This is a genomic window from Citrobacter sp. TBCS-14 (assembly GCF_005280805.1).
Classification (GTDB): Bacteria; Pseudomonadota; Gammaproteobacteria; order Enterobacterales; family Enterobacteriaceae; genus Citrobacter; species Citrobacter gillenii.
This window is the reverse complement of record NZ_SZWM01000164.1, coordinates 643,647-665,557: the sequence shown is the minus strand read 5'-3', so window position 1 is coordinate 665,557 and position 21,911 is coordinate 643,647. Positions and strand designations below refer to the sequence as shown.

The window sequence follows — 21,911 nt, the reverse complement described above, 5'->3', positions numbered from 1 at the left end:
TCATGAGGTCGTTAGCTGATTTCGAATTTAATAAAGCGCCATTGTGCGATGGGATGATCCTGGCATCGGAGTCTATCCGCCTGGATTTCCCTACGCAATCTGTCTACGACGAACTGGAACGTCTGGCCAGCCTCGCGCATGAAGAAATTAGCCAGCTCCTGTCTCAGGATGAGCAACTGGAAAAATTGCTGGCACTTTTTTACGGCGACTGGGGGTTTACGGATACCCGCGGCGTCTATCGTCTTTCTGATGCACTTTGGCTCGACCAGGTCCTGAAAAATCGTCAGGGCAGCGCGGTGTCGCTTGGCGCCATCTTGTTGTGGCTGGCCAATCGGCTGGATCTGCCGCTGGTGCCGGTGATTTTCCCGACGCAGTTAATTCTGCGCATTGAATCACTGGAAGGCGAAATGTGGTTGATTAACCCGTTCAATGGCGAAACGTTAAATGAGCACACGCTGGAAGTGTGGCTAAAGGGCAATATCAGCCCGGTAGCTGAGCTGTTTAACGAAGATCTCGATGAGGCGGATAACGCGGAAGTGATCCGCAAACTGCTCGACACGCTGAAATCATCGCTGATGGAAGAACGGCAAATGGAGCTGGCACTGCGCGCCAGTGAGGCCTTATTGCAGTTCAATCCTGAAGATCCGTATGAAATACGCGATCGCGGATTGATCTACGCGCAGCTGGAATGTGAACATGTTGCGTTAACCGATTTAAGTTATTTCGTTGAGCAGTGTCCGGAAGACCCGATCAGCGAAATGATCCGTGCGCAGATAAATACTATTTCGCACAAGCATATTGTATTGCATTGATTAATGACACTTTACCTACCGTTTAAGGCGATCCTATGAAACAAAAAGTGGTTAGCATTGGCGACATCAACGTGGCAAATGACCTGCCATTCGTGCTGTTTGGCGGCATGAACGTGCTGGAATCCCGCGATCTGGCGATGCGCATTTGTGAGCACTACGTAACCGTTACTCAGAAACTGGGTATCCCTTACGTGTTCAAAGCCTCCTTTGATAAAGCCAACCGTTCTTCCATCCACTCTTATCGTGGTCCGGGCCTTGAAGAAGGGATGAAAATCTTCCAGGAACTGAAACAAACCTTTGGCGTAAAAGTGATCACCGACGTGCATGAAGCCAGCCAGGCGCAGCCTGTGGCTGACGTTGTGGACGTGATTCAGCTTCCGGCCTTCCTCGCTCGCCAGACCGATCTGGTTGAAGCGATGGCGAAAACCGGTGCCGTTATCAACGTCAAAAAACCGCAGTTCGTAAGCCCAGGTCAAATGGGTAATATCGTGGATAAATTCCATGAAGGTGGCAACGACAAGGTTATTCTGTGCGATCGTGGCGCAAACTTCGGTTACGACAACCTGGTTGTGGATATGCTGGGCTTTGGCGTGATGAAGAAAGTTTCCGGTAACTCACCGGTTATTTTTGACGTTACCCACGCGCTGCAGTGCCGTGACCCGTTCGGTGCTGCAAGCGGCGGTCGTCGTGCGCAGGTGACAGAACTGGCGCGTGCCGGTATGGCGGTGGGTCTGGCGGGTCTGTTCATTGAAGCACATCCGGATCCAGCCAATGCGAAATGTGACGGTCCTTCCGCGCTGCCGCTGGCGAAGCTGGAACAGTTCCTCACCCAGATCAAAGCGGTTGATGATCTGGTGAAAAGCTTCGACGAACTGGATACTGAGAACTAAGTTTGGCTTGTGTGCCCGATGGCGCTTACGCTTATCGGGCCTACGACGCAAAAATCACTGTAGGCCGGATATGACGCTTTGCGTCGCATCCGGCTTTTTTATGAATCAAGCAAAGATCGTCATCAGATAGGCGATAAACAGTGCCAGATGTGCCGCACCGTTAAGCACGTTCGTGCGCCCGGTCGAGAAGGAAATTTGGCACAGTACCAACGAAGAAACCATCACAATCATCTCTGGCGAACCTAAGCCAAACACCAGGTCGTTGCCCGTCGCCCACGCAATCAGCGTTACAACCGGAACTGTCAGCGAAATGGTGGCGAGCACGGAGCCGAAGAACAAATTCATCGCACGCTGTACCTGATTGCTCAGCACCGCTTTCAGCGCACCCAGCCCTTCAGGAGAGAGGATCAGCAATGCGACAAGGAAACCAGTGAACGCAACCGGCGCATTCAGTTCCGTTAACAGCGTCTCCAGTGGGTTGGCGTTCATTTTGGTCACTGCGATAACCGCAATTAAATGGACGATAAGCCAAACCGCATGCCACATATTACTGTGCGCTGACGGTTTACCGTGGTGCGGGTCGTCGTCGTCACCCTCGTCTTCGTGTTCGTAAATAAACAGGCTCTGGTGCGTTTTTGTCTGAATCAGAAGAAATACGCCGTACATTGCGGCAGAAATTAACGCCACCAGTAGCGCCTGCGCAGTGGTGAAATTCGCGCCCGGCAATGCCATCGGGAACACCAGAACAATAATGGCCAGCGGGAACAGGGCGATCAAATACTGTTTAATACCAAACAGATTCATATACTGGGTGGCAAATTTACGCCCGCCTAACAGTAATGAAAAACCGACCAGACCACCGGTGACAATCATAATGATTGAATAGAGCGTATCGCGCATCAGGGTCGGCGCGGCGTCGCCCGTTGCCATTAATGCAGAAATTAAGCTGACTTCAAGAATAACCACCGACAGGCTCAGGATCAGGGAACCATAGGGTTCACCGAGTCGGTGGGCTAATACGTCTGCGTGACGTACAACGCTAAATGCACTGCTTAATATACCCACCAGGGCAAGCGCATTAATGCCGATAACCACTGGTAGTGACTGACTGCTCCCCCATAAGAACAGAACTACCAGCGCCAAAATCGGGAAGACGAGCGAGGTCTCCTTGTGGCGGGTTTTTACCGCCTCATGTGCATGTGTCATTCACTTCTCCATCTCTGCAGGTATTTATAATTATAAATGTATTAAAGAATGTAAAAAATAACAGATATCTCGGTATTTCCGATCTGTTTTTACGTAATTTTACGGCGTGGCCCGTTTCTTGCTTCAAAGTGAATATAATCATTTATCTTGTTTAGAGACGATTTAAATAACAAGGTGTTAGTTTTAATGGTGCACAAATATTGACACTCACAATGAGCAACATGTCGGTACCGATCGCGCCATCAGTACAGGATATAAAGTGCCGTTGAGCCTTTGCTGCCTTGCATGCAGCCAGTGAATTGCCTATTGTCCTGATATTGGTTTCAAAATGAACAGCAAAAAAGCCCGGAAGGCGTCAAAAAGTTGTCGCAGGGACGTTGCAGTGGCGGAGGTGTAAGGTGTTAACGCGTGATTTTTTATTGAATGCCGACTGTAAGACGGCATTTGGTGCTATTGAAGAATCACTACTCTGGTCAGCGGAACAACGGGCAGCCTCACTGGCTGCCACACTCGCTTGCCGACCAGATGATGGACCGGTGTGGATCTTTGGTTATGGATCGTTGATGTGGAACCCGGCCTTAGAGTTTGAGGAGTCGTGTACCGGCACGTTAGTCGGCTGGCACCGGGCATTTTGCCTGCGCCTGACGGCGGGACGAGGCACGGCGTGTCAGCCTGGACGGATGCTGGCCCTGAAAGAAGGGGGCCGCACCACCGGTGTAGCCTACCGCTTACCGGACGCCTCGCTGGAGCAAGAGTTGACGTTGCTGTGGAAGCGCGAAATGATCACCGGCTGCTATCTTCCGACCTGGTGTCAGCTCACGCTTGATGACGGGCGGACGGTCAATGCGTTGGTCTTTATTATGGATCCGCGGCATCCATTGTTTGAGGCAGATACGCGCGCGCAGGTGATCGCGCCGCTTATCGCTACCGCCAGCGGACCATTGGGAACCAATGCGCAGTATCTGTTCTCGCTGGAACAGGAATTGTCCCGGTTAGGCATGCAGGATGATTGCCTGAACGAACTGATCGTCACGGTCAAACGACTGTTGGGCGAGGTGTTACCGGAAGGGGTCATGCGGCCAGGATTTGCCTGAGTCGGCGAACTGCCCGATAAGCGAGAGTGCTTTCGGGCAGCTAACTGTCAGGCGGCGATATAACTGATGGAATGTTCCAGCGACTGGCTGTGGCTGTCGATCAGAACATTCCACGTGCCGGTATACGGCACGGTCAACCATGCGTTATCACGATCCTGCACGCTTAAAATGTCGGTCTGCGTGTCTTTGACGTGATTTTTTTCGCTCATCAGATGAATGTGACAGCGCTCAGAACAGCGCACCACCACGGTATCTCCACCAAACAATTTCAAACTTGCCTTCACTAATGCCATTTTTCACCCCGTTCTTGAAAACAACGTACTTTCTGTCGAAAGTGCTGCGTGATGTTGTTCACATTTCACTCATGGCATAACACCAAAGGGGGAGGGACAGGATGCTGATTTTGATCAAAAAATGGCATAACGATTAAACAAAAATGACAAAATCCCTGAAAAGCGTTGAAAGGGCGTGCTTACGTTTAGCGAAACCGCGCCCCAGGCAGATTAAATCTGGAAATATCCGGCTCTTTCAGTGCGCTTACCTGAAAAGTCGTCTATCAGAAGGTTAACACCTTATCCGCCGCTAGCGTCCACTGGGCTAATTCCACCAATGTCCCGACTTCAACGCCGTCGATTAACGGCAGCGTGGTGATGCCACGACCATCGGTGCAGGTTTTGCACAGTTTCACCGGCACATTTTGTGCGGTCAGGATCTCCAGCATTTGCTGAATATTGTAGCCTTCCGTCGGCTTCTGCCCGCGTATTCCCGCCGTTACCGCGTCCGACATCAAAAAAAGTCGCAGATCGAGGCTGTCATCCTGTTCGCGCAGGGCAATGGCCAGACGCAGACTGTTAAATAACGATTCGCTTCCATAGGCCGCACCGTTCGCGACGATCACTATCTTTTGCATTTTGACTCCTGTTGTCAGGGGGGCATGGATATTGCTAGCTCTTTGGGAAAACCCGTTATCCGTGAGAGCAGAGATGATGACACATGCGCAAGACCCCGGTGCCACGCAATGGTTTCACCACGCACGTCAGCTTGAGAATACCCAGCTTCGCCAGTTGGCGCAGTCAGGCCAACTGGTGACGCGCATTAGCCATCTGGTGCATATGCTACAGTGCGAACGCGGTGCATCCAACATTTGGTTGTGCTCCCGTGGGTCACTTTACGGTCCGGAGGTCCGTGCCAGCCGCGCACTGGTGGATGAGGAATGTCGACAACTGCACGCGCTGTTTACGCAGCTTATGCCGCAGGCCAGCAGCACGCTATGCCATCGCATCGCCGGTACCGTCTGGTGCCTGGCGCAGTTGCCCGCATTGCGTGAAGCGGTCAGCGGGCAGGCGTTAGATGCGCAACAGGCCATGGCGCAGTACAACCGTGCGCTGCGGCATGTGCTCGGTATTGTCCCGCAACTTAATGACAGTATTGATGACCCCTACGTTGCCCGCGGGATGGTGGCCCTGTACAGCTTTATGCAGGGCAAAGAGCTGGTGGGACAAGAGCGGGCATTGGGCGCGATTGGCTTTACGCTTGGCGAATTTGAGCCGCCTATGCGCCAGGCGCTGGTGGATCGGATCGACGGACAGCAGCCGTGCTTTGAAGCCTTTAGCTCACTGGCCTCACCGGCGCTGGTGCAGCATTTTCGCCAGCAGTGTGAAGCTTCTGGCACGATTGAACAGTTGCGTCGCCAGGTCTGTACGCGACACCCGCAGGCCGATAACGGCGAAAGTGCGCTGCGCTGGTTTACGTTGCAGACCCAGCGGCTGGAACGTTTACGCGACGTGGAGGAGAGGCTGATTGGCGAGCTGATGCAGGCCGTTGAGCGGCGTCTGGCGGAAGACGCCAACGCGCTGCCGCTCGATAACTGGCTTGATGATAGCGCCGATGACAACCTCTGCCTGCGTCGCGACAAACAGCTTCTGCTGCTGGTTCGCCAGCAGGCACGCCAGCTCGAGCAGATGAGCGGCCAACTGGCGTCGCTACAGGATACGTTAGAAGAGCGGAAGGTGATTGATAAGGCGAAAAGTGTACTGATGAATCATCACAATATGAGTGAGGAACAGGCCTGGCAACGGCTGCGCAAAATGGCGATGGATAAAAATCAGCGGATGGTGGATATCGCCCGTGCGCTGTTGACCGTGAAATCACTTATTCAGGGATAGCGGCTGCACAACAGACGAGCAGCCTCTGCCATATTCGGGTGCAAAATAACGTCACCGGGAGGTAAAAGCCGCTCAGCGCGCCAGCGAAATTCTGGCATCCGAATTGCATTCATCTCTACAGACAGTTTAGCAACAGACCAACGGCGGTTTGTCTGCTTTGAGGATAAAGGCGTCCTGCAATGCTTCGGCATTGCCGGGCGCTTTTTTTTTGTTATGGGGAGCATGTATGGGTGACAGAACAGTTTTGCTAACGCGGCGGCGATTCCTGCAGGCCAGCGCCGCCATCGGGGGGGCATCCCTGATTTCCGGCCTGATGCCATCGGTGTGGGCTGCAGGGTCTGACGCGCCAGAAATGAACACGGTCAGAGTGGGCTTCATTCCCCTCACTGACTGCGCACCGTTGGTGATTGCCGCGTTGAAAGGCTTTGATAAAAAGTACGGCATTACGCTGGTGCCCAGCAAAGAGGCCAGTTGGGCGGCGGTACGTGACAAACTGGTTTCCGGCGAACTGGACGCCGCCCACGTTCTGTATGGACTCTTGTACGGGCTGGAGTTGGGCATCGCCAGCAAACCGCAGGCGATGGCAAATCTGATGACGCTGAACCAAAACGGCCAGGCCATCACGCTGTCTGCTGCGCTGCAGGAGCAGGGGATCGCCGACGCGCCGTCGCTGAAAAAGCTGATTGCCGGGCAGGCGCCAGGAACCTACACCTTCGCGCATACCTTTCCCACCGGCACGCACGCCATGTGGCTCTATTACTGGCTGGCCAGCGCCGACATCAATCCGTTTACCGATATCCGTACCGTGGTGGTGCCGCCGCCGCAAATGGTGATGAACATGCGCATCGGCAATATGAGCGGTTTCTGCGTCGGCGAGCCGTGGAATGCGCGGGCCATTAACGACCGCATCGGATTTACCGCCGCTACCTCGCAGGCAATCTGGCCCGATCATCCGGAAAAAGTGCTCGGCACGCGCCGGGAATGGGTGGAGAAGCATCCGCACACCGCCCGGGCGCTGGTCAGCGCCGTACTTGAGGCGTCGCGCTGGATTGACGCCAGCGAGGCCAACAAACGTGAAACGGCGCAAATCCTTGCCGGGCGCGCCTGGCTCAATACCAAAGCACAGTACCTGACCGGGCGCATGCTGGGCGAATACGACAACGGTGCTGGTCATCGCTGGCAGGACGCGCACCCGATCCAATTCTTTCGTGACGGAGAAGTCAGCTTCCCGTGGCACTCGGACGGCATGTGGTTCCTGACGCAGTTCCGCCGCTGGGGACTGCTTAAGCAGGCTCCGGACTATGCGGATATTGCGGCCAGGGTCAACCGTATTGATATCTGGCGCGACGCGGCGACGGCCGTAGGCGGCATAACCCCGCCAGCGCAGCTACTGCGTACCAGCACGCTGATGGACGGTACCGTTTGGGACGGTCGCGACCCGGAAGCGTATGCCAACCGCTTTACCCTCCACCGTAAAGGAGCCTGAGATGAAACAAAACACGCAACTAAAAACCCCTGAACCGGCTGTGGGTGAGGTGATCACGCTGGCTGCCGTGACGGTGAGAAAACGCAAAACGCCGGCCTATTTGTGGCTGCACGCGTGGGTCAGACGAGCCGTGCCCGCGCTGCTGGGGATGGGCCTGCTGGTGGTGTGCTGGCAACTGGCGGCGATCAACAGCCAGGGATTTCCGACGCCGCTCAGCACGCTGGACTCGGCGCTAACGCTGTTTGCTGACCCGTTCTATAACAATGGGCCGAACGATATGGGCATCGGCTGGAACGTGCTGGCGTCATTGCAGCGGGTGGCCATTGGTTTTGGCCTCGCGGCGCTAGTCGGCATCCCGCTCGGATTTCTGATTGGCCGATTTACCTTCGCCTCACACATGTTTTCACCGCTGGTCGCGCTGCTGCGCCCGGTCAGCCCGTTGGCCTGGCTGCCCATTGGGTTGCTGCTGTTTCAAAAGGCGGAACCGGCCTCCAGCTGGACTATTTTTATCTGCTCCATCTGGCCGATGGTGATCAACACCGCCGAAGGGGTGCGCAGAATTCCTGACGATTATCTCAACGTCGCCCGTGTACTCCAACTCTCCGAGTGGACGGTGATGCGCCGCATTCTTTTTCCCGCGGTACTGCCTGCGATCCTCACCGGCATGCGCCTGTCTATCGGTATTGCCTGGCTGGTGATTGTGGCCGCCGAAATGCTCACCGGTGGACTGGGTATTGGCTTTTGGATCTGGAATGAGTGGAACAACCTCAACGTCGAAAACATTCTTATCGCCATTGTCATTATTGGCGTCGTGGGCCTGCTGCTTGAGCAGGGGCTGATGCGGGTCGCCCGTCGTTTTAGCTGGCAGGAAAAATAAGGAGACAGCATGAAACCCATTATTCAGGTACAGGCAGTGAGCCAACGTTTTTCCACCGCCAGCGGCGAGTTTCTGGCGCTGCAAAACGTCTCGTTTGATATCCATGAAGGGGAAACGGTCAGCCTGATTGGTCATTCCGGCTGCGGGAAATCGACGTTGCTGAATCTGATCGCGGGCATCACGTTACCCACTGAAGGCGGCCTGCTTTGCGATAACCGCGAAATTGCCGGGCCGGGGCCGGAGCGGGCGGTTGTATTCCAGAACCATTCATTGCTGCCGTGGCTGAGTTGCTTTGACAACGTGGCGCTGGCGGTCGATCAGGTCTTTCGCCGCACCATGAACAAGGCCGAGCGGCGCGAGTGGATTGCGCACAATCTTGAACGGGTGCAGATGGGCCACGCGATGCACAAACATCCAGGCGAGGTTTCCGGCGGCATGAAGCAGCGAGTGGGTATTGCCCGTGCGCTGGCCATGAAACCCAAAGTGCTGCTGTTGGATGAACCGTTTGGCGCGCTGGATGCACTCACCAGAGCACATTTGCAGGACACGGTGATGCAGATCCAGCAATCGCTGAACACCACCATTGTGCTGATTACCCATGACGTCGATGAGGCGGTGCTGCTCTCTGATCGGGTGATGATGATGACCAATGGCCCGGCGGCCACGGTGGGCGAGATTCTGGCGGTAAATCTGCCGCGCCCGCGTAACCGCGTCCAGTTGGCGGATGACAGCCGTTATCACCACCTGCGGCAACGCATCCTCCACTTCCTGTATGAGAAACAGCCGAAGGCGGCGTAAGGGGGCGATATGACGCAACGACTGGTCATTGTGGGGCACGGCATGGCGGCGACGCGCCTGACCGAGGCGCTGCTGGCGTACAAGTGCAGCGACATCGCGATCACGCTTATCGGTGAGGAACCGCAGCTGGCCTATAACCGCATCCAGCTATCACCGGTGCTGGGTGGGGAGAAGGCGTTTGCCCACACGCTACTTCATCCGCGCCAGTGGTATACCGACCACGGCGTGACGGTGCTGAGCGGGGAACGCGTGCTGGCCGTTGATGCGACTCGCCGCCGGCTGACGACCTGCAGGCGCATCCTTGAGTGGGATGAGCTGGTTTTTGCCACCGGCTCGGTGCCGTTTATTCCGCCAATTCCTGGCGGTGAACAGGCGCATGTGCACGCGTTTCGCACGATGGCGGATGTGGAGGCCATCTTGCAACAACCAGGTCCGGTGGTGGTGCTTGGCGGCGGCGTACTCGGCGTGGAGGCAGCGGCAGCGCTACGGTTAAGCTGTGACAACGTCACGTTAATTCATCGCGCCGAACGTCTGATGGAGCACCAGCTGGATCGGCAGGCCAGCGATCTGTTACAGGCCCAGCTGACAGCGCGCGGTATTCGCTGCGTACTCAATTCCGGGATTACCTGCATTGAAGGAGATCGCGTCACATTGCTGGATGGCGAGCAGTTGGCCGCGCGGCGGGTGGTGATGGCGACCGGCGTCAAACCCAATATCCACCTGGCGCAGGAGAGCGGTGTGAGCTGCCAACGGGGGATCGTGGTGGACGCACAACTGCGTACCACCGTCGCAGGCATCAGCGCGGTGGGCGAGTGTTGTGAAATTAACGGCCAGACCTGGGGGCTGGTGGCACCGTGCCTGCAGCAGGCCGAGGTGCTGGCTGCACGCCTGGCAGGCCAGAACGGCGAGGGATTTCGTTGGCAGGATCGCGGCACGCGCCTGAAGGTGACGGGAATCGACCTGTTCAGCGCTGGGGTAACGGACGCCGAACCCACGGATACCGCGTTGAGTAGCTGGGATCCGCTCAGCGGACACTACCGTCGTTTGCTGATTCGCGACGGAAAACTCCATGGCGTGCTGTTAATGGGCAATTGCCGCAGCGCTGCGCCGCTCACCGACTTGCTGGATGCACACGCGCCGGCAAATTCCGCCTGGCTATTTGACCGCTTTGATACGCAGCCACCGGCTGCAGGACTGATGACGATGACAAAACCGACGCTGGCTGTTGTGGGACACGGTATGGTTGGCCACCATTTTCTCGAGCAATGCGTAAGCCGCAACCTGCATATGCAGTATCACATCGTGGTGTTCGGCGAAGAACGTTATGCCGCCTATGATCGGGTACATCTTTCCGAGTATTTCGCCGGGCGCAGCGCGCAGTCGCTGTCACTGGTGGACGAGGACTTCTTTGCGCGTCACGGTATCGAGCTGCGTCTTGCGCAGTGTGTGACGCAAATCGACCGTGAAGCTCGGGTTATCCGTACCGCCAGCGGCCATGAAACCCACTGGGATGCGCTGGTGCTGGCCACCGGATCGTACCCGTTTGTGCCGCCGGTAAAAGGCGGTGATTCCGCGGATTGTTTTGTTTACCGTACGCTCGACGATCTCGATGCCATTGCGGAAAAAGCGAAAAATGCCCGGCGTGGGGTGGTGATTGGCGGTGGGCTGCTTGGGCTGGAGGCGGCCAATGCGCTGCGCCAGCTTGGGCTGGAAACCCATGTCGTTGAATTCGCCGCGAACCTGATGGCGGTGCAACTGGATAATGCCGGCGCCGCTATGCTGCGCGAAAAAATTGAGGCGCTGGGGGTGGGGGTGCATACCGCAAAATCCACCCGCGAAATTGAGCGTACGCCAGACGGTCTGGTGCTGCATTTTGCCGACGGAGAGCGGCTGGACACCGATCTGGTGGTGTTTTCCGCCGGTATCCGCCCGCAGGATACGCTGGCTCGCAGCAGTGGCTTACACCTCGGCGATCGCGGTGGAATAAGCATTGATAGCTACTGCCGCACGTCAGATGATGCCATTTACGCCATTGGCGAGTGCGCGCTGTGGGAAGGGCGGATATTTGGACTGGTGGCGCCGGGCTATCAGATGGCGCGCGTTGCCGCCGCGCGGCTGGCCGGGGAAGAGGCCAGTTTTGGCGGGGCGGACATGAGCACTAAGCTCAAGCTGCTCGGCGTTGATGTGGCGTCATTTGGTGATGCGCAGGCGCGCACGCCGGGGGCGCAAAGCTATCAGTGGACCCACGGCCCACAGCAAATCTACAAGAAAATCGTCGTCAGCGCCGACGGCAAAACGCTGCTGGGCGGCGTGTTGGTGGGCGATGCCAGTGACTATGCCACGCTACTACAAATGATGTTGAACGGACTGGTGCTGCCCGCGCAGCCGGAATTGCTGATCCTGCCTGCCGTGGCGGGCGGCGCACCGAAAGTGCTTGGGGTGGCGGCACTCCCTGACGCCGCACAGATTTGTTCTTGTCATAACGTCAGCAAGGCCGATATCTGCCGGGCGGTCAGCGCTGGGGCGACGGATATCGGTGCAATAAAACAGTGTACCAAAGCGGCAACCGGCTGTGGCGGGTGCAGCGCACTGGTCAAACAGGTGATGGAGCATCAGCTGGCTGCACAGGGTGTGGAGGTCAAAAAGGATATCTGTGAACACTTTCCCTGGTCGCGTCAGGAAATCTATCATCTGGTGCGGGTGAATCATATTCACACTTTCGAACAGTTGATTGCCCGTTATGGACACGGGCACGGCTGTGAAATTTGTAAACCGCTGGTGGGGTCGGTGCTGGCCTCCTGCTGGAATGAGTATCTGCTTAAACCTGCGCATCTGCCGTTGCAGGATACGAACGATCGCTATTTTGCCAACATTCAAAAAGACGGATCGTATTCGGTGGTCCCGCGCATGCCAGCGGGGGAAGTGACGCCGGATGGCCTGATTGCCATTGGTCAGATTGCTAAACGCTACCAGTTGTACAGCAAAATTACCGGCGGGCAGCGGGTTGATCTCTTCGGTGCGCGGCTTGAACAGTTGCCCGATATCTGGCGCGAGCTGGTCGAGGCGGGGTTCGAGACCGGGCACGCTTACGGGAAGTCGCTGCGTACGGTGAAGTCCTGCGTCGGCTCAACCTGGTGTCGCTACGGTGTTCAAGACTCAACCGGACTGGCGGTCACGCTGGAGAATCGCTACAAGGGCCTGCGCGCACCGCACAAAATCAAAATGGCGGTTTCCGGCTGTACCCGCGAGTGTGCCGAAGCCCAGGGGAAAGATGTCGGCGTCATTGCCACGGATAAAGGCTGGAACCTGTATTTATGCGGCAACGGCGGCATGAAGCCGCGCCATGCCGATCTGTTTGCCAGCGATCTGGATGATGCCATGCTGATTCAGACCATCGATCGTTTCCTGATGTTCTACATCCGCACCGCGGACCGCCTGCAGCGTACCAGTACCTGGATGGACAATCTCGAAGGCGGTATTGATTACCTGCGCGAGGTGATCATGGACGATAGCTTAGGTATTGCCAGCGAGTTGGAACAAGAGATGGCGCGGGTAGTGGAAAGCTACCAGTGCGAGTGGCAAACCACGCTCAGCAGTCCGCAACGTCTGGCGCTGTTTCGCTCTTACGTCAACAGCGATGCCCCGGATGACGCCATCGCGCGTCAAGCCTTACGCGGCCAGCCGCAGTTGGCCCCCCCTGTACGCCATGCTCGTGAGACATTGCCGGTGAAACCCTGGCAGGCGATCTGCCCGCTTGAGGCGATCCCGGAACAGGCAGGGATTGGTGCCCTACTGGGTGACCTGCAAATCGCACTCTTCCGTTTTGGTCAGTCGATTTATGCGCTGGATAATCGTGAACCCGGCAGTGACGCTCAGGTACTTTCGCGCGGCATTTTGGGGGATGTAGCCGGTGAGCCTGTTGTGATTTCGCCGCTGTATAAACAGCGCATTCGCCTGCGTGATGGTCGCCAGTATGACAGCGGCGAGCAGGCGGTACGCGCCTGGCCGGTTAAAGTGGTGGATGGAAAAGTGTGGGTGGGCAATCAGGCATTGATTCTGCGCGCGGAGGCCTCATGAGTGAGATACGTACCACATGTCCCTACTGCGGCGTCGGCTGTGGGGTGATCGCCCAGGTGAACGAAAAAGGCGTTAACGTCCGGGGCGATCCTGACCATCCGGCAAACTTTGGTCGCCTGTGCGTCAAAGGCGCGGCGCTGGCGGAAACCACCGGGCTGAGCGGCAGATTGTTACAGCCGACGGTTGACGGGGCGAAGGTCAGTTGGTCGCAGGCGCTGGAAACCGCAGGCACGCGTCTGCGCAGCATTATCGCCCAGTACGGCCCGCAGGCGGTGGCCTTTTACGCTTCCGGTCAGCTACTGACGGAAGATTACTACGCGGCCAACAAGCTGATGAAAGGTTTTATCGGTGCGGCCAATATCGATACCAACTCGCGGCTTTGCATGTCGTCGGCGGTGACCGGCTATAAGCGGGCGCTGGGTGCCGACGTGGTGCCCTGCAGCTATGAAGATATCGAGTGTAGCGATCTGGTGGTGCTGGTGGGATCGAATGCCGCGTGGACGCATCCAGTGTTGTACCAACGGCTGGTGCAGGCACGACAAACTAATCCATTGTTGAAGGTGGTGGTTATCGATCCCCGACGTACTGCCACCTGTGATATTGCGGATCTGCATCTGCCGCTGCTGCCTGGCAGCGACGGTGGGCTGTTCGTGGGTTTACTCAACAGAATTGCCACCGACGGTGCAGCGCTGGGGGATTTTGACGGGGCAACGGAAACGCTGGCTATCGCGCGTGACTGGGACGTGGCGCGGGTGGCGCAGTTTTGTGGGCTGGAGGTGGCGGAAGTCACCGCGTTTTATGACGCGTTTATGCAGGCGCCAAAGGCCGTCACGCTGTACACCATGGGCATTAACCAGTCCGCCAGCGGCAGCGATAAATGCAATGCGATCATCAACGTCCACTTGGCCAGCGGTAAATACGCCCGCGCCGGGTGCGGGCCATTTTCGCTGACCGGACAGCCAAACGCGATGGGCGGTCGCGAGGTAGGCGGGCTGGCGACGCAGTTGGCAGCACAGATGAGTTTTGACCCGCAGGACCTGTCGCGCGTGGCCCGCTTCTGGGGCGCTGAGCGGCTGGCGCAAACGCCGGGGTTGATGGCGGTCGAGCTGTTCGAGGCTATTGGCAACGGCAAGATTAAAGCGGTGTGGATCATGGGGACTAACCCGGCGGTATCGTTACCGGACAGCCATGCCGTGTGTCAGGCGCTGGCGGCCTGCCCGCTGGTCATTGTCTCCGAGGTGGTGGCCGACACCGATACCAGTCGCTATGCCCACATTCGCTTTCCGGCGCAGGCCTGGGGAGAGAAGAATGGTACGGTGACCAATTCAGAGCGGCGCATTTCTCGCCAGCGCGCCTTTTTGTCCTCTCCCGGTGAGGCGCGTGCGGATTGGTGGATTATCGCCCAGATGGCTAAACAGCTGGGGTATGCCGGGGCGTTTAGCTGGCAAAACGCGTGGGAGGTCTTCTGTGAACATGCGGCGCTTTCCGGTTTTGAAAATAATGGGGAACGCGCCTTTGATATTGGTGCCCTGGCTGATATGACGTACGCGCAGTGGGAAGACATGACCCCGGTTCGCTGGCCGGTCAGTCGACGTCTAGCGCCGCTAAACCTCTGGCAGGGCTGGCACGCGAACCAGCGTTTGCGGCTGGTGCCGGTCACGCCGCAGGGGATGACAACCGCCTGTGATGCGCTCTATCCGCTGGTGTTAAACAGCGGGCGTATCCGTGACCAGTGGCACACCATGACCCGCACCGGCACCGTTTCGCGCCTGATGCAGCACATCAGTGAACCGCTGGTCGAGGTGTCACCCGAGGACGCCGTACGATTTCAGCTGACCGGGGGAGCGCTGTGTCGTATCAGTTCCCCGCGCGGGCTGATGGTGGGCAGGGTGGCAATCCAGCCAGGTCAGCGGGCGGGCAGCGCGTTTACCTCGATGCACTGGAACAACAGCTTTGCCCGTCAGGGCCGGGTAAACGCGCTGGTCGCACCGGTGTGCGATCCCCATTCCGGACAGCCAGAAAGCAAACAGACTGCGGTGCGTATCATGCCCTGGCAGCCGCAATGGCAGGGGGAGATGTTTAGTCGGCATCAATTAACACTGCCCGGTTTTGTCCATTGGTGGCGCAAAGCGGCGGACACGGTTTTTCGCTATACCCTGGCGGGTGACAGGGAATTCGCCAGCTGGCTATGCCAGTACTGCACGGCACAAGGCTGGCAAATCCAGCAGGCGCACTGGGGCCAGGGGCTGAATATCCTGGCCTGGCGGGAGGGGCAACTGATGCTGGGATTCTGGTCGGCGGCGACGCAGCCTGAGATTGACACCGTCACTATTCTCGCCGCGTTTGTGCGAGCGCCAGACAATGCTGAAATACGCCATGCGCTGCTGAGCGGCAAACCCGCAGGTATAGCGCCTGACGAGGGGGCGATAGTGTGCAGTTGTTTCAGCGTAGGCGAAACGGCGATCGTCCGTGCTATCACCGACGGTTGCCATTCGGTTCAGACGTTGGGGCAACAGCTGCGCTGCGGCAGCAACTGTGGGTCGTGCATCCCGGAGTTGCGTGCCTTACTGAAACAAACGGTAACGCTTAAAGAGTAAGGATATTCCTGAAAATTTGAGAAAAGGCTGCAAATTGCTGGCCTGAAAGGTATGGTTAACGGTCGAGAGACCTGATTTTAATGATGTAAAAGCCACGACGATTTGAGCCGTTTTTTCAGTTGTACACGTAGTATCCTCCTACTCTTGCCGCTGGCAGGCGGTACTGCCAGCGCGCAGTCTTCGTTTATCCAGCAGGCCGCCAACCCGTTTGACAACAATCATGATGGCTTACCCGATCTTGGCATGGCAGCGGAGTCCCGGGCCGGTGAAAAGCATTTTGCCGAAATGGTCAAAGCGTTTGGCGAAGCCAGCATGACCGATAATGGTCTTGATACCGGTGAACAGGCGAAGCAGTTTGCGTTTGGCCAGGTGCGTGACACGGTCAGCGAGCAGGTGAATCAACAACTGGAGTCGTTGCTTTCTCCCTGGGGTAATGCCAGCGTTGGGCTACAGGTGGATAACGAGGGTAGCTTTACCGGCAGCCGGGGAAGCTGGTTTATTCCGTGGCAGGATAATCAACGTTACCTGACCTGGAGCCAGATGGGGATAACCCAGCAAGATGAGGGGCTGGTCAGTAATCTGGGCATCGGGCAGCGCTGGGTACGCAACGGCTGGTTGTTAGGTTACAACACCTTTTATGACACTCTGCTGGATGAAAACCTGCCGCGCGGTGGCGTGGGTGCCGAAGCGTGGGGCGAGTATCTGCGCTTATCAGCCAATTATTACCAGCCGTTCTCGTCCTGGCAGGAACGTTCTGCGACGCAGGTGCAGCGCATGGCGCGGGGATACGATCTTACTGCACTGATGCGGGTCCCGTTTTATGAACATCTCAATACCAGCGTTAGCGTGGAGCAATACTTTGGCGACCAGGTCGATCTGTTTCATTCCGGAACCGGCTACCATAATCCGGTGGCGGTCAAGCTGGGGCTGAGCTACACGCCGGTGCCGCTGGTTACGGTGACCGCGCAGCATAAGCAGGGTGAAAGCGGGGTCAGCCAGAACAGCGTCGGCGTAAAGCTTAACTATCGCTTTGGCGTACCGTTAAAAAAACAGTTGATGGTCAGCGAAGTGGCTGGCAGTCAGTCCTTACGCGGGAGTCGTTATGACTTACCACAGCGTAACAATCTGCCGACGATGGAATATCGCCAGCGCAAAACTCTGGCTGTGTTTCTGGCAACTCCGCCGTGGGATCTCACGCCTGGCGAGTCGGTAGCGCTGAAGCTGGAAGTGCGCAGTCAGCACGGTATTCGCCACCTGACGTGGCAGGGGGATACGCAAGCGCTGAGTTTGACGGCGGGAACAACTACCCGGAGTGCAGAAGGCTGGACGATTATTATGCCAAAATGGGACAGCAGTGACGGGGCAACAAACCGCTGGCGGCTGTCGGTGGTGGTGGAAGACGAACAGGGTCAGCGTGTCTCTTCCAATGAGATCACGCTATCACTGACCGAACCGTTTAGCGCGGTGTCGGAAAATGATCCTCGTTAACGATAAGCAGCATTAAAAATTAGAAAATGCGTTCCTGATGTACCCATACCGCGGCTTCTACGCGTGATTTGAGCTTCATTTTCTTCAGCATATGCTTCACGTGGACTTTGACCGTGCTTTCGGTGATGTCCAGACGGCGGGCAATCATCTTGTTAGGCAGGCCCTGGGCAATCAGTTTCAGGATGTCGCGTTCGCGTGGCGTGAGCTGGGTGACATCGCGATCTGAGGTGGCACGATTAGCACGCAGGCTGGCGGCCAGTACGGGTGTTAAAGCTTCGCTAAGCACCATTTCACCGGCGGCCGCTTGCTGTAATGCCTTCAGCAAATCTTCCGGTTCCATGTCTTTCAACAAATAACCATCCGCGCCGCGTTTCAGGGCGGTGACCACGTCTTCTTCATGATTGGAGACGCTGAATACGACGATGCGGCCGGACAGGGATTTTTCGCGCAGCTTATCGAGCGTTTCCAGACCGTTCATACCGGGCATATTGAGATCCAACAGGATCAGATCGGGATCAAGAGACTCAGCCAGCTCGATACCCTGCTCGCCATTACTGGCTTCGCCGACCACGGTAATATCGGGCGCCATACTGACAAGCTGTTTTACACCGGTTCGCAACATCGGATGATCATCGATCAACAGGATGGTTGCCGGTTCCAGATTACTCATGGGTATCTCCTTGGACTTCTGTGAAGTTTGTTTCGGGAATGAAAGTGACAGCAACTTCAGTACCGCCAGTCTCGCGACGGCGTACACGGCAATCGCCGCGCAAGCTTTGCGCACGATCGCGCATAATAATCATGCCGTAGTGGTTACTGCGTTCGGCGTTTTCCGGTACGCCGCAGCCGTTATCTTGCACTGTCAGTTTGACCTGCTTGCCATTTTGCACCACCGTCACCACAACGTCATCGGCGTGAGAGTGTTTCAAGGCATTACTCAGGGCTTCACGGGCAATTTGCAACAGGTGAATAGCCTGGTGCGAAGGCACCAGACGCGGTGGCAGCTGGTAATCCAGCTTCACCGTAAAACCAAATCGGGCGCTGTATTCCAGGCAGCTGGCTTCCAGCGCTGGGCGCAATCCAGGCTCCGTTAACTGCAAACGGAAGGTGGTTAACAGCTCACGCAACTGCACCCAGGACGTGTTCAGTTCATTACGAATTTGACTCAACAGGTCGCGGCAGTTTTCCGGCAGCGCCTCGCCTTGCATTTGCAAACAGCTGACCTGCATCTTCATACAAGAAAGCGATTGTGCAATAGAATCATGCAGTTCGCGTGCAATGGTGGCACGCTCTTCCATCACAATCAACTGCTGCTGACGCTCCTGCTGCCTGTCCAGCGCCAGCGTCGCGGTCAGTTGTTCAACCAGGGTATCAACCAGTTGCTGCTGGTCGTGGCTAAGATGACGTCCGTGCGGCAAGGTGGCCAGCAGAATACCATACTGAGTATGCGCATCGGTCAGTCGCCATTTCAGTGTGATTCCGCCGTCAATGGCGGGCAGCGTGCCGCGCGGACACAGATGACACCCTTTTTCATCACAGCTGACGTTCGACTGACAGGTAAACTCCTGGTGATTATCTTCATCTTCCAGGTCGTATACCCGCAGTTCGATATCATGCAACAGCGTTAAATTTTGTAGCCCGTTGAGTACCGGGGAAAGACGTTCACACAGCGGTACCTGAGAGTGCAGACGGCGGTTGGCTTGCCACAGGAAGGAGAGGATCTGGTTTTTATGCTCCAGACCGGCGGTTTTCTCCTGCACCCGCTGTTCCAGTACCGCGTAACTTTCTGCCAGCTCTTCTGACATATTGTTCAGTGCCGATCCCAGGGCCGCCATTTCATTACGCCCGCTAATGCGTGCGCGCTGGGTAAAATCACGTTGGCTGACGGCTCGCGCCATCGACAGCAGCTGTTTCCACGGTTCCAGCAGACGAACACGCAGCCAGATAATGGTGAAAACCAGCAGCAGTGCCATAAACACGGCCATCAGACGATGCAGCATCACCACGCGCTCAATACGCAATTCCGTGGTGTGGTCAAAGGCGGTCACCAGCTTATCCAGTCCTGCCACAAACTGCGTAACGTCCTCGGCAACGGCGTCCGCGTTTTGTGCATGTGATAGCCCTGGCGCCAGTTCGGTATGCCAGTAATCCTGTAACGCCTTCAGCTGCGCCTGTTGTCCGTCGCGCTTAGCGGCGCGCGTGAGTTCCGGGCTGAAGGCCGTTCTTTCCATCTCTTCCAGCAGCGGCTGGTCATTGGCATCCAGCGGAACCGCTGCCAGCAGACGATAGCTCTGCATACGCAGGGAGCCGGCTTTATTGATCGCATGCGCGCTGCCCTGAACGCCCTGAACCAGCCAGCCGGAGACGGCCATACCCGCCACGCCGATTGCGGTGGACAGTAAAACAATCAGCGCCACCTGGTTGACCAGCGTAAGCGGAGAGAGACAACGTTTTAACATGGTGACTTCTTCCTTCAGGATTTCGTTGTAGCGAAAACCTTATGAATGACGATGCTGCTGCAAGCAGTGGCGTTATTCTCAGCTATACACTGGAGTATACCCATACCTCAAACGGGCTACCCCTTAATTGCCATGAGTGGGAGAGATCTTCGACTGTGGGGAGTAGGGGGCGACAGCAGCGTGAAAAACCACAACTTTTTTAGCGATGTTATGTACTCATTTGGGGTAATGATAAATTTTGAGCATCAATAATGACATCTTTTCCTTTGATTTATATCAACTTACCTCCCGCTGTAAACCCTAATGTTGCAGGCATCGAAACAAGTATCAGAGGTGTCTATGAGTCACTCATCTGCCCCGGAAAGGGCATCTGGATCTGTAATTACAGAATGGCGGCCGGAAGATCCCGCCTTTTGGCAACAAAGAGGTCATCGTATTGCCAGCCGCAACTTGTGGATTTCCGTCCCTTGTCTGCTGCTGGCATTTTGCGTATGGATGTTATTTAGCGCCGTAGCGGTGAACTTACCGAAGGTTGGCTTTGACTTTACCACCGAGCAGCTGTTCATGCTGACGGCATTACCGTCGGTTTCCGGTGCGCTGCTGCGTGTTCCGTACTCCTTTATGGTTCCTCTGTTTGGCGGACGTCGCTGGACGGCATTCAGCACCGGTATCCTGATCATTCCTTGCGTATGGTTAGGTTTTGCCGTGCAAGATACCACCACGCCGTTTAGCACGTTTATTATCATCTCTCTGCTGTGCGGTTTTGCCGGGGCAAACTTTGCTTCCAGCATGGCTAACATCAGTTTCTTCTTCCCGAAACAGAAACAGGGCGGTGCGCTGGGGCTGAACGGCGGTCTGGGTAACATGGGCGTCAGCGTGATGCAGTTGCTTGCGCCGCTGGTGGTCTCCTTGTCTATCTTCGCGGCATTCGGTAGCCACGGCGTTGAGCAACCGGATGGCACGCAGCTGTATCTGGCCAACGCCGCGTGGATTTGGGTACCGTTCCTGGCGGTGCTGACGCTGGCTGCGTGGTTTGGTATGAACGAACTGGCAACCTCTAAAGCGTCACTGAAAGAGCAATTACCGGTGCTGAAACGCGGACATCTGTGGATTATGAGTCTGCTGTATCTGGCAACCTTCGGCTCCTTTATCGGCTTCTCTGCCGGTTTTGCCATGCTATCAAAAACGCAGTTCCCTGAGGTGCAGATCCTGCATTATGCCTTCTTTGGTCCGCTGATTGGCGCCCTGGCTCGTTCTGCTGGTGGGGCAATTTCTGACCGACTGGGCGGGACGCGCGTGACGTTGGTGAACTTTGTCCTGATGGCCATTTTCAGCGCCTTGCTGTTCCTGACGCTGCCAACAAACGGTGAGGGTGGCAACTTTATCGCCTTCTTTGCGGTGTTCCTGGCGCTGTTCCTGACGGCTGGGTTGGGTAGTGGTTCTACCTTCCAGATGATCTCTGTGATCTTCCGTAAACTGACGATGGACCGAGTGAAAGCCGAAGGTGGCTCCGAAGAGAAAGCGATGCGTGAAGCGGCAACCGACACGGCGGCAGCACTGGGCTTTATCTCAGCTATCGGCGCGATTGGCGGCTTCTTTATTCCTAAAGCGTTTGGTACGTCGCTGGCGTTAACCGGTTCGCCGGTGGATGCGATGAAAGTGTTCCTGATCTTCTATGTCGCCTGCGTGGTCATCACCTGGGTGGTATACGGACGTCATTCTAAAAAATAAAAAAGTAATGTACACAAAATCACTCTAACTGCATCAAGGCGGCAAGTGAGAAATCCCCAGGAGCATACTCAAGTCAGTGACTGGGGAGAACGAGCACAGCCAACGCGGAAGTAGTTTGAAAGATGACGTGTAGGTTGATTATCCTTTGCGCGGTGTTAGACCGCGCTTTTTTTTGTCTGTAATTAGTTACAACATACTTATTTGTCTACAGAGACTATCGTCTGTCAGAAC

The 21,911-nt window shown here is 56.3% G+C and carries 16 protein-coding genes; 11 read left to right on the top strand and 5 right to left on the bottom strand.

What is annotated here, in order from left to right:
* Positions 1 to 2: 2 nt before the first annotated feature.
* On the top strand, positions 3 to 812 hold the full coding sequence (gene sirB1 / locus FDX22_RS06850) for an invasion regulator SirB1 (RefSeq protein WP_096756769.1): 810 nt from the start codon (positions 3 to 5) through the stop codon (positions 810 to 812).
* A gap of 35 nt (positions 813 to 847) precedes the next feature.
* Positions 848 to 1,702, top strand: coding sequence for a 3-deoxy-8-phosphooctulonate synthase (kdsA, locus tag FDX22_RS06845; RefSeq protein WP_096756770.1), 855 nt, complete (start codon positions 848 to 850; stop codon positions 1,700 to 1,702).
* A gap of 105 nt (positions 1,703 to 1,807) precedes the next feature.
* On the opposite strand, the gene chaA is transcribed toward kdsA, so the two are convergent.
* A complete protein-coding gene (chaA, locus tag FDX22_RS06840; RefSeq protein WP_115258290.1) occupies positions 1,808 to 2,908 on the bottom strand; it encodes a sodium-potassium/proton antiporter ChaA in 1,101 nt (366 codons plus the stop codon).
* A gap of 398 nt (positions 2,909 to 3,306) precedes the next feature.
* On the opposite strand from chaA, the gene FDX22_RS06835 reads away from it, so the two are divergent.
* Positions 3,307 to 4,002, top strand: a complete 696-nt coding sequence (locus FDX22_RS06835) for a gamma-glutamylcyclotransferase (RefSeq protein WP_137361821.1) — start codon at positions 3,307 to 3,309, stop codon at positions 4,000 to 4,002.
* 47 nt (positions 4,003 to 4,049) lie between these two features.
* On the opposite strand, the gene FDX22_RS06830 is transcribed toward FDX22_RS06835, so the two are convergent.
* Both FDX22_RS06830 and FDX22_RS06825 read right to left on the bottom strand, forming a co-directional pair.
* Positions 4,050 to 4,295, bottom strand: coding sequence for a DUF1883 domain-containing protein (locus FDX22_RS06830; protein ID WP_096756773.1), 246 nt, complete (start codon positions 4,293 to 4,295; stop codon positions 4,050 to 4,052).
* Positions 4,296 to 4,558: 263 nt separating this feature from the next.
* On the bottom strand, positions 4,559 to 4,912 hold the full coding sequence (locus FDX22_RS06825; protein ID WP_096756774.1) for a DsrE/DsrF/TusD sulfur relay family protein: 354 nt from the start codon (positions 4,910 to 4,912) through the stop codon (positions 4,559 to 4,561).
* A gap of 73 nt (positions 4,913 to 4,985) precedes the next feature.
* Between FDX22_RS06825 and nasR the strand changes: the two genes are divergently transcribed.
* The 7 genes from nasR to FDX22_RS06790 all read left to right on the top strand — a co-directional run bounded on the left by nasR (position 4,986) and on the right by FDX22_RS06790 (position 17,490).
* Positions 4,986 to 6,167, top strand: coding sequence for a nitrate regulatory protein NasR (gene nasR / locus FDX22_RS06820; protein WP_146716908.1), 1,182 nt, complete (start codon positions 4,986 to 4,988; stop codon positions 6,165 to 6,167).
* A gap of 226 nt (positions 6,168 to 6,393) precedes the next feature.
* On the top strand, positions 6,394 to 7,653 hold the full coding sequence (locus tag FDX22_RS06815; RefSeq protein WP_137399963.1) for a CmpA/NrtA family ABC transporter substrate-binding protein: 1,260 nt from the start codon (positions 6,394 to 6,396) through the stop codon (positions 7,651 to 7,653).
* 1 nt (position 7,654) lies between these two features.
* On the top strand, positions 7,655 to 8,530 hold the full coding sequence (gene ntrB, locus FDX22_RS06810) for a nitrate ABC transporter permease (RefSeq protein WP_117342905.1): 876 nt from the start codon (positions 7,655 to 7,657) through the stop codon (positions 8,528 to 8,530).
* Positions 8,531 to 8,539: 9 nt separating this feature from the next.
* A complete protein-coding gene (locus FDX22_RS06805) occupies positions 8,540 to 9,328 on the top strand; it encodes an ABC transporter ATP-binding protein (RefSeq protein ID WP_146716907.1) in 789 nt (262 codons plus the stop codon).
* A gap of 9 nt (positions 9,329 to 9,337) precedes the next feature.
* Positions 9,338 to 13,405 (top strand): nitrite reductase large subunit NirB, encoded by a 4,068-nt coding sequence (gene nirB / locus FDX22_RS06800; protein ID WP_146716906.1) that lies wholly within the window; start codon positions 9,338 to 9,340, stop codon positions 13,403 to 13,405.
* On the top strand, positions 13,402 to 16,002 hold the full coding sequence (locus FDX22_RS06795) for a nitrate reductase (RefSeq protein ID WP_146716905.1): 2,601 nt from the start codon (positions 13,402 to 13,404) through the stop codon (positions 16,000 to 16,002). The genes nirB and FDX22_RS06795 overlap by 4 nt, the downstream gene beginning before the upstream one ends.
* A gap of 102 nt (positions 16,003 to 16,104) precedes the next feature.
* Entirely contained in the window at positions 16,105 to 17,490 is a 1,386-nt protein-coding gene (locus FDX22_RS06790; protein WP_146716904.1) for a YchO/YchP family invasin, read from the top strand.
* 19 nt (positions 17,491 to 17,509) lie between these two features.
* On the opposite strand, the gene narL is transcribed toward FDX22_RS06790, so the two are convergent.
* Positions 17,510 to 18,160, bottom strand: a complete 651-nt coding sequence (narL, locus tag FDX22_RS06785; RefSeq protein WP_003020756.1) for a two-component system response regulator NarL — start codon at positions 18,158 to 18,160, stop codon at positions 17,510 to 17,512.
* Entirely contained in the window at positions 18,153 to 19,949 is a 1,797-nt protein-coding gene (gene narX / locus FDX22_RS06780) for a nitrate/nitrite two-component system sensor histidine kinase NarX (protein ID WP_115258299.1), read from the bottom strand. Before narX ends, narL begins: the two co-directional genes overlap by 8 nt.
* A gap of 339 nt (positions 19,950 to 20,288) precedes the next feature.
* Between narX and FDX22_RS06775 the strand changes: the two genes are divergently transcribed.
* On the top strand, positions 20,289 to 21,680 hold the full coding sequence (locus FDX22_RS06775) for a NarK family nitrate/nitrite MFS transporter (protein WP_115258300.1): 1,392 nt from the start codon (positions 20,289 to 20,291) through the stop codon (positions 21,678 to 21,680).
* Positions 21,681 to 21,911 lie beyond the last annotated feature (231 nt).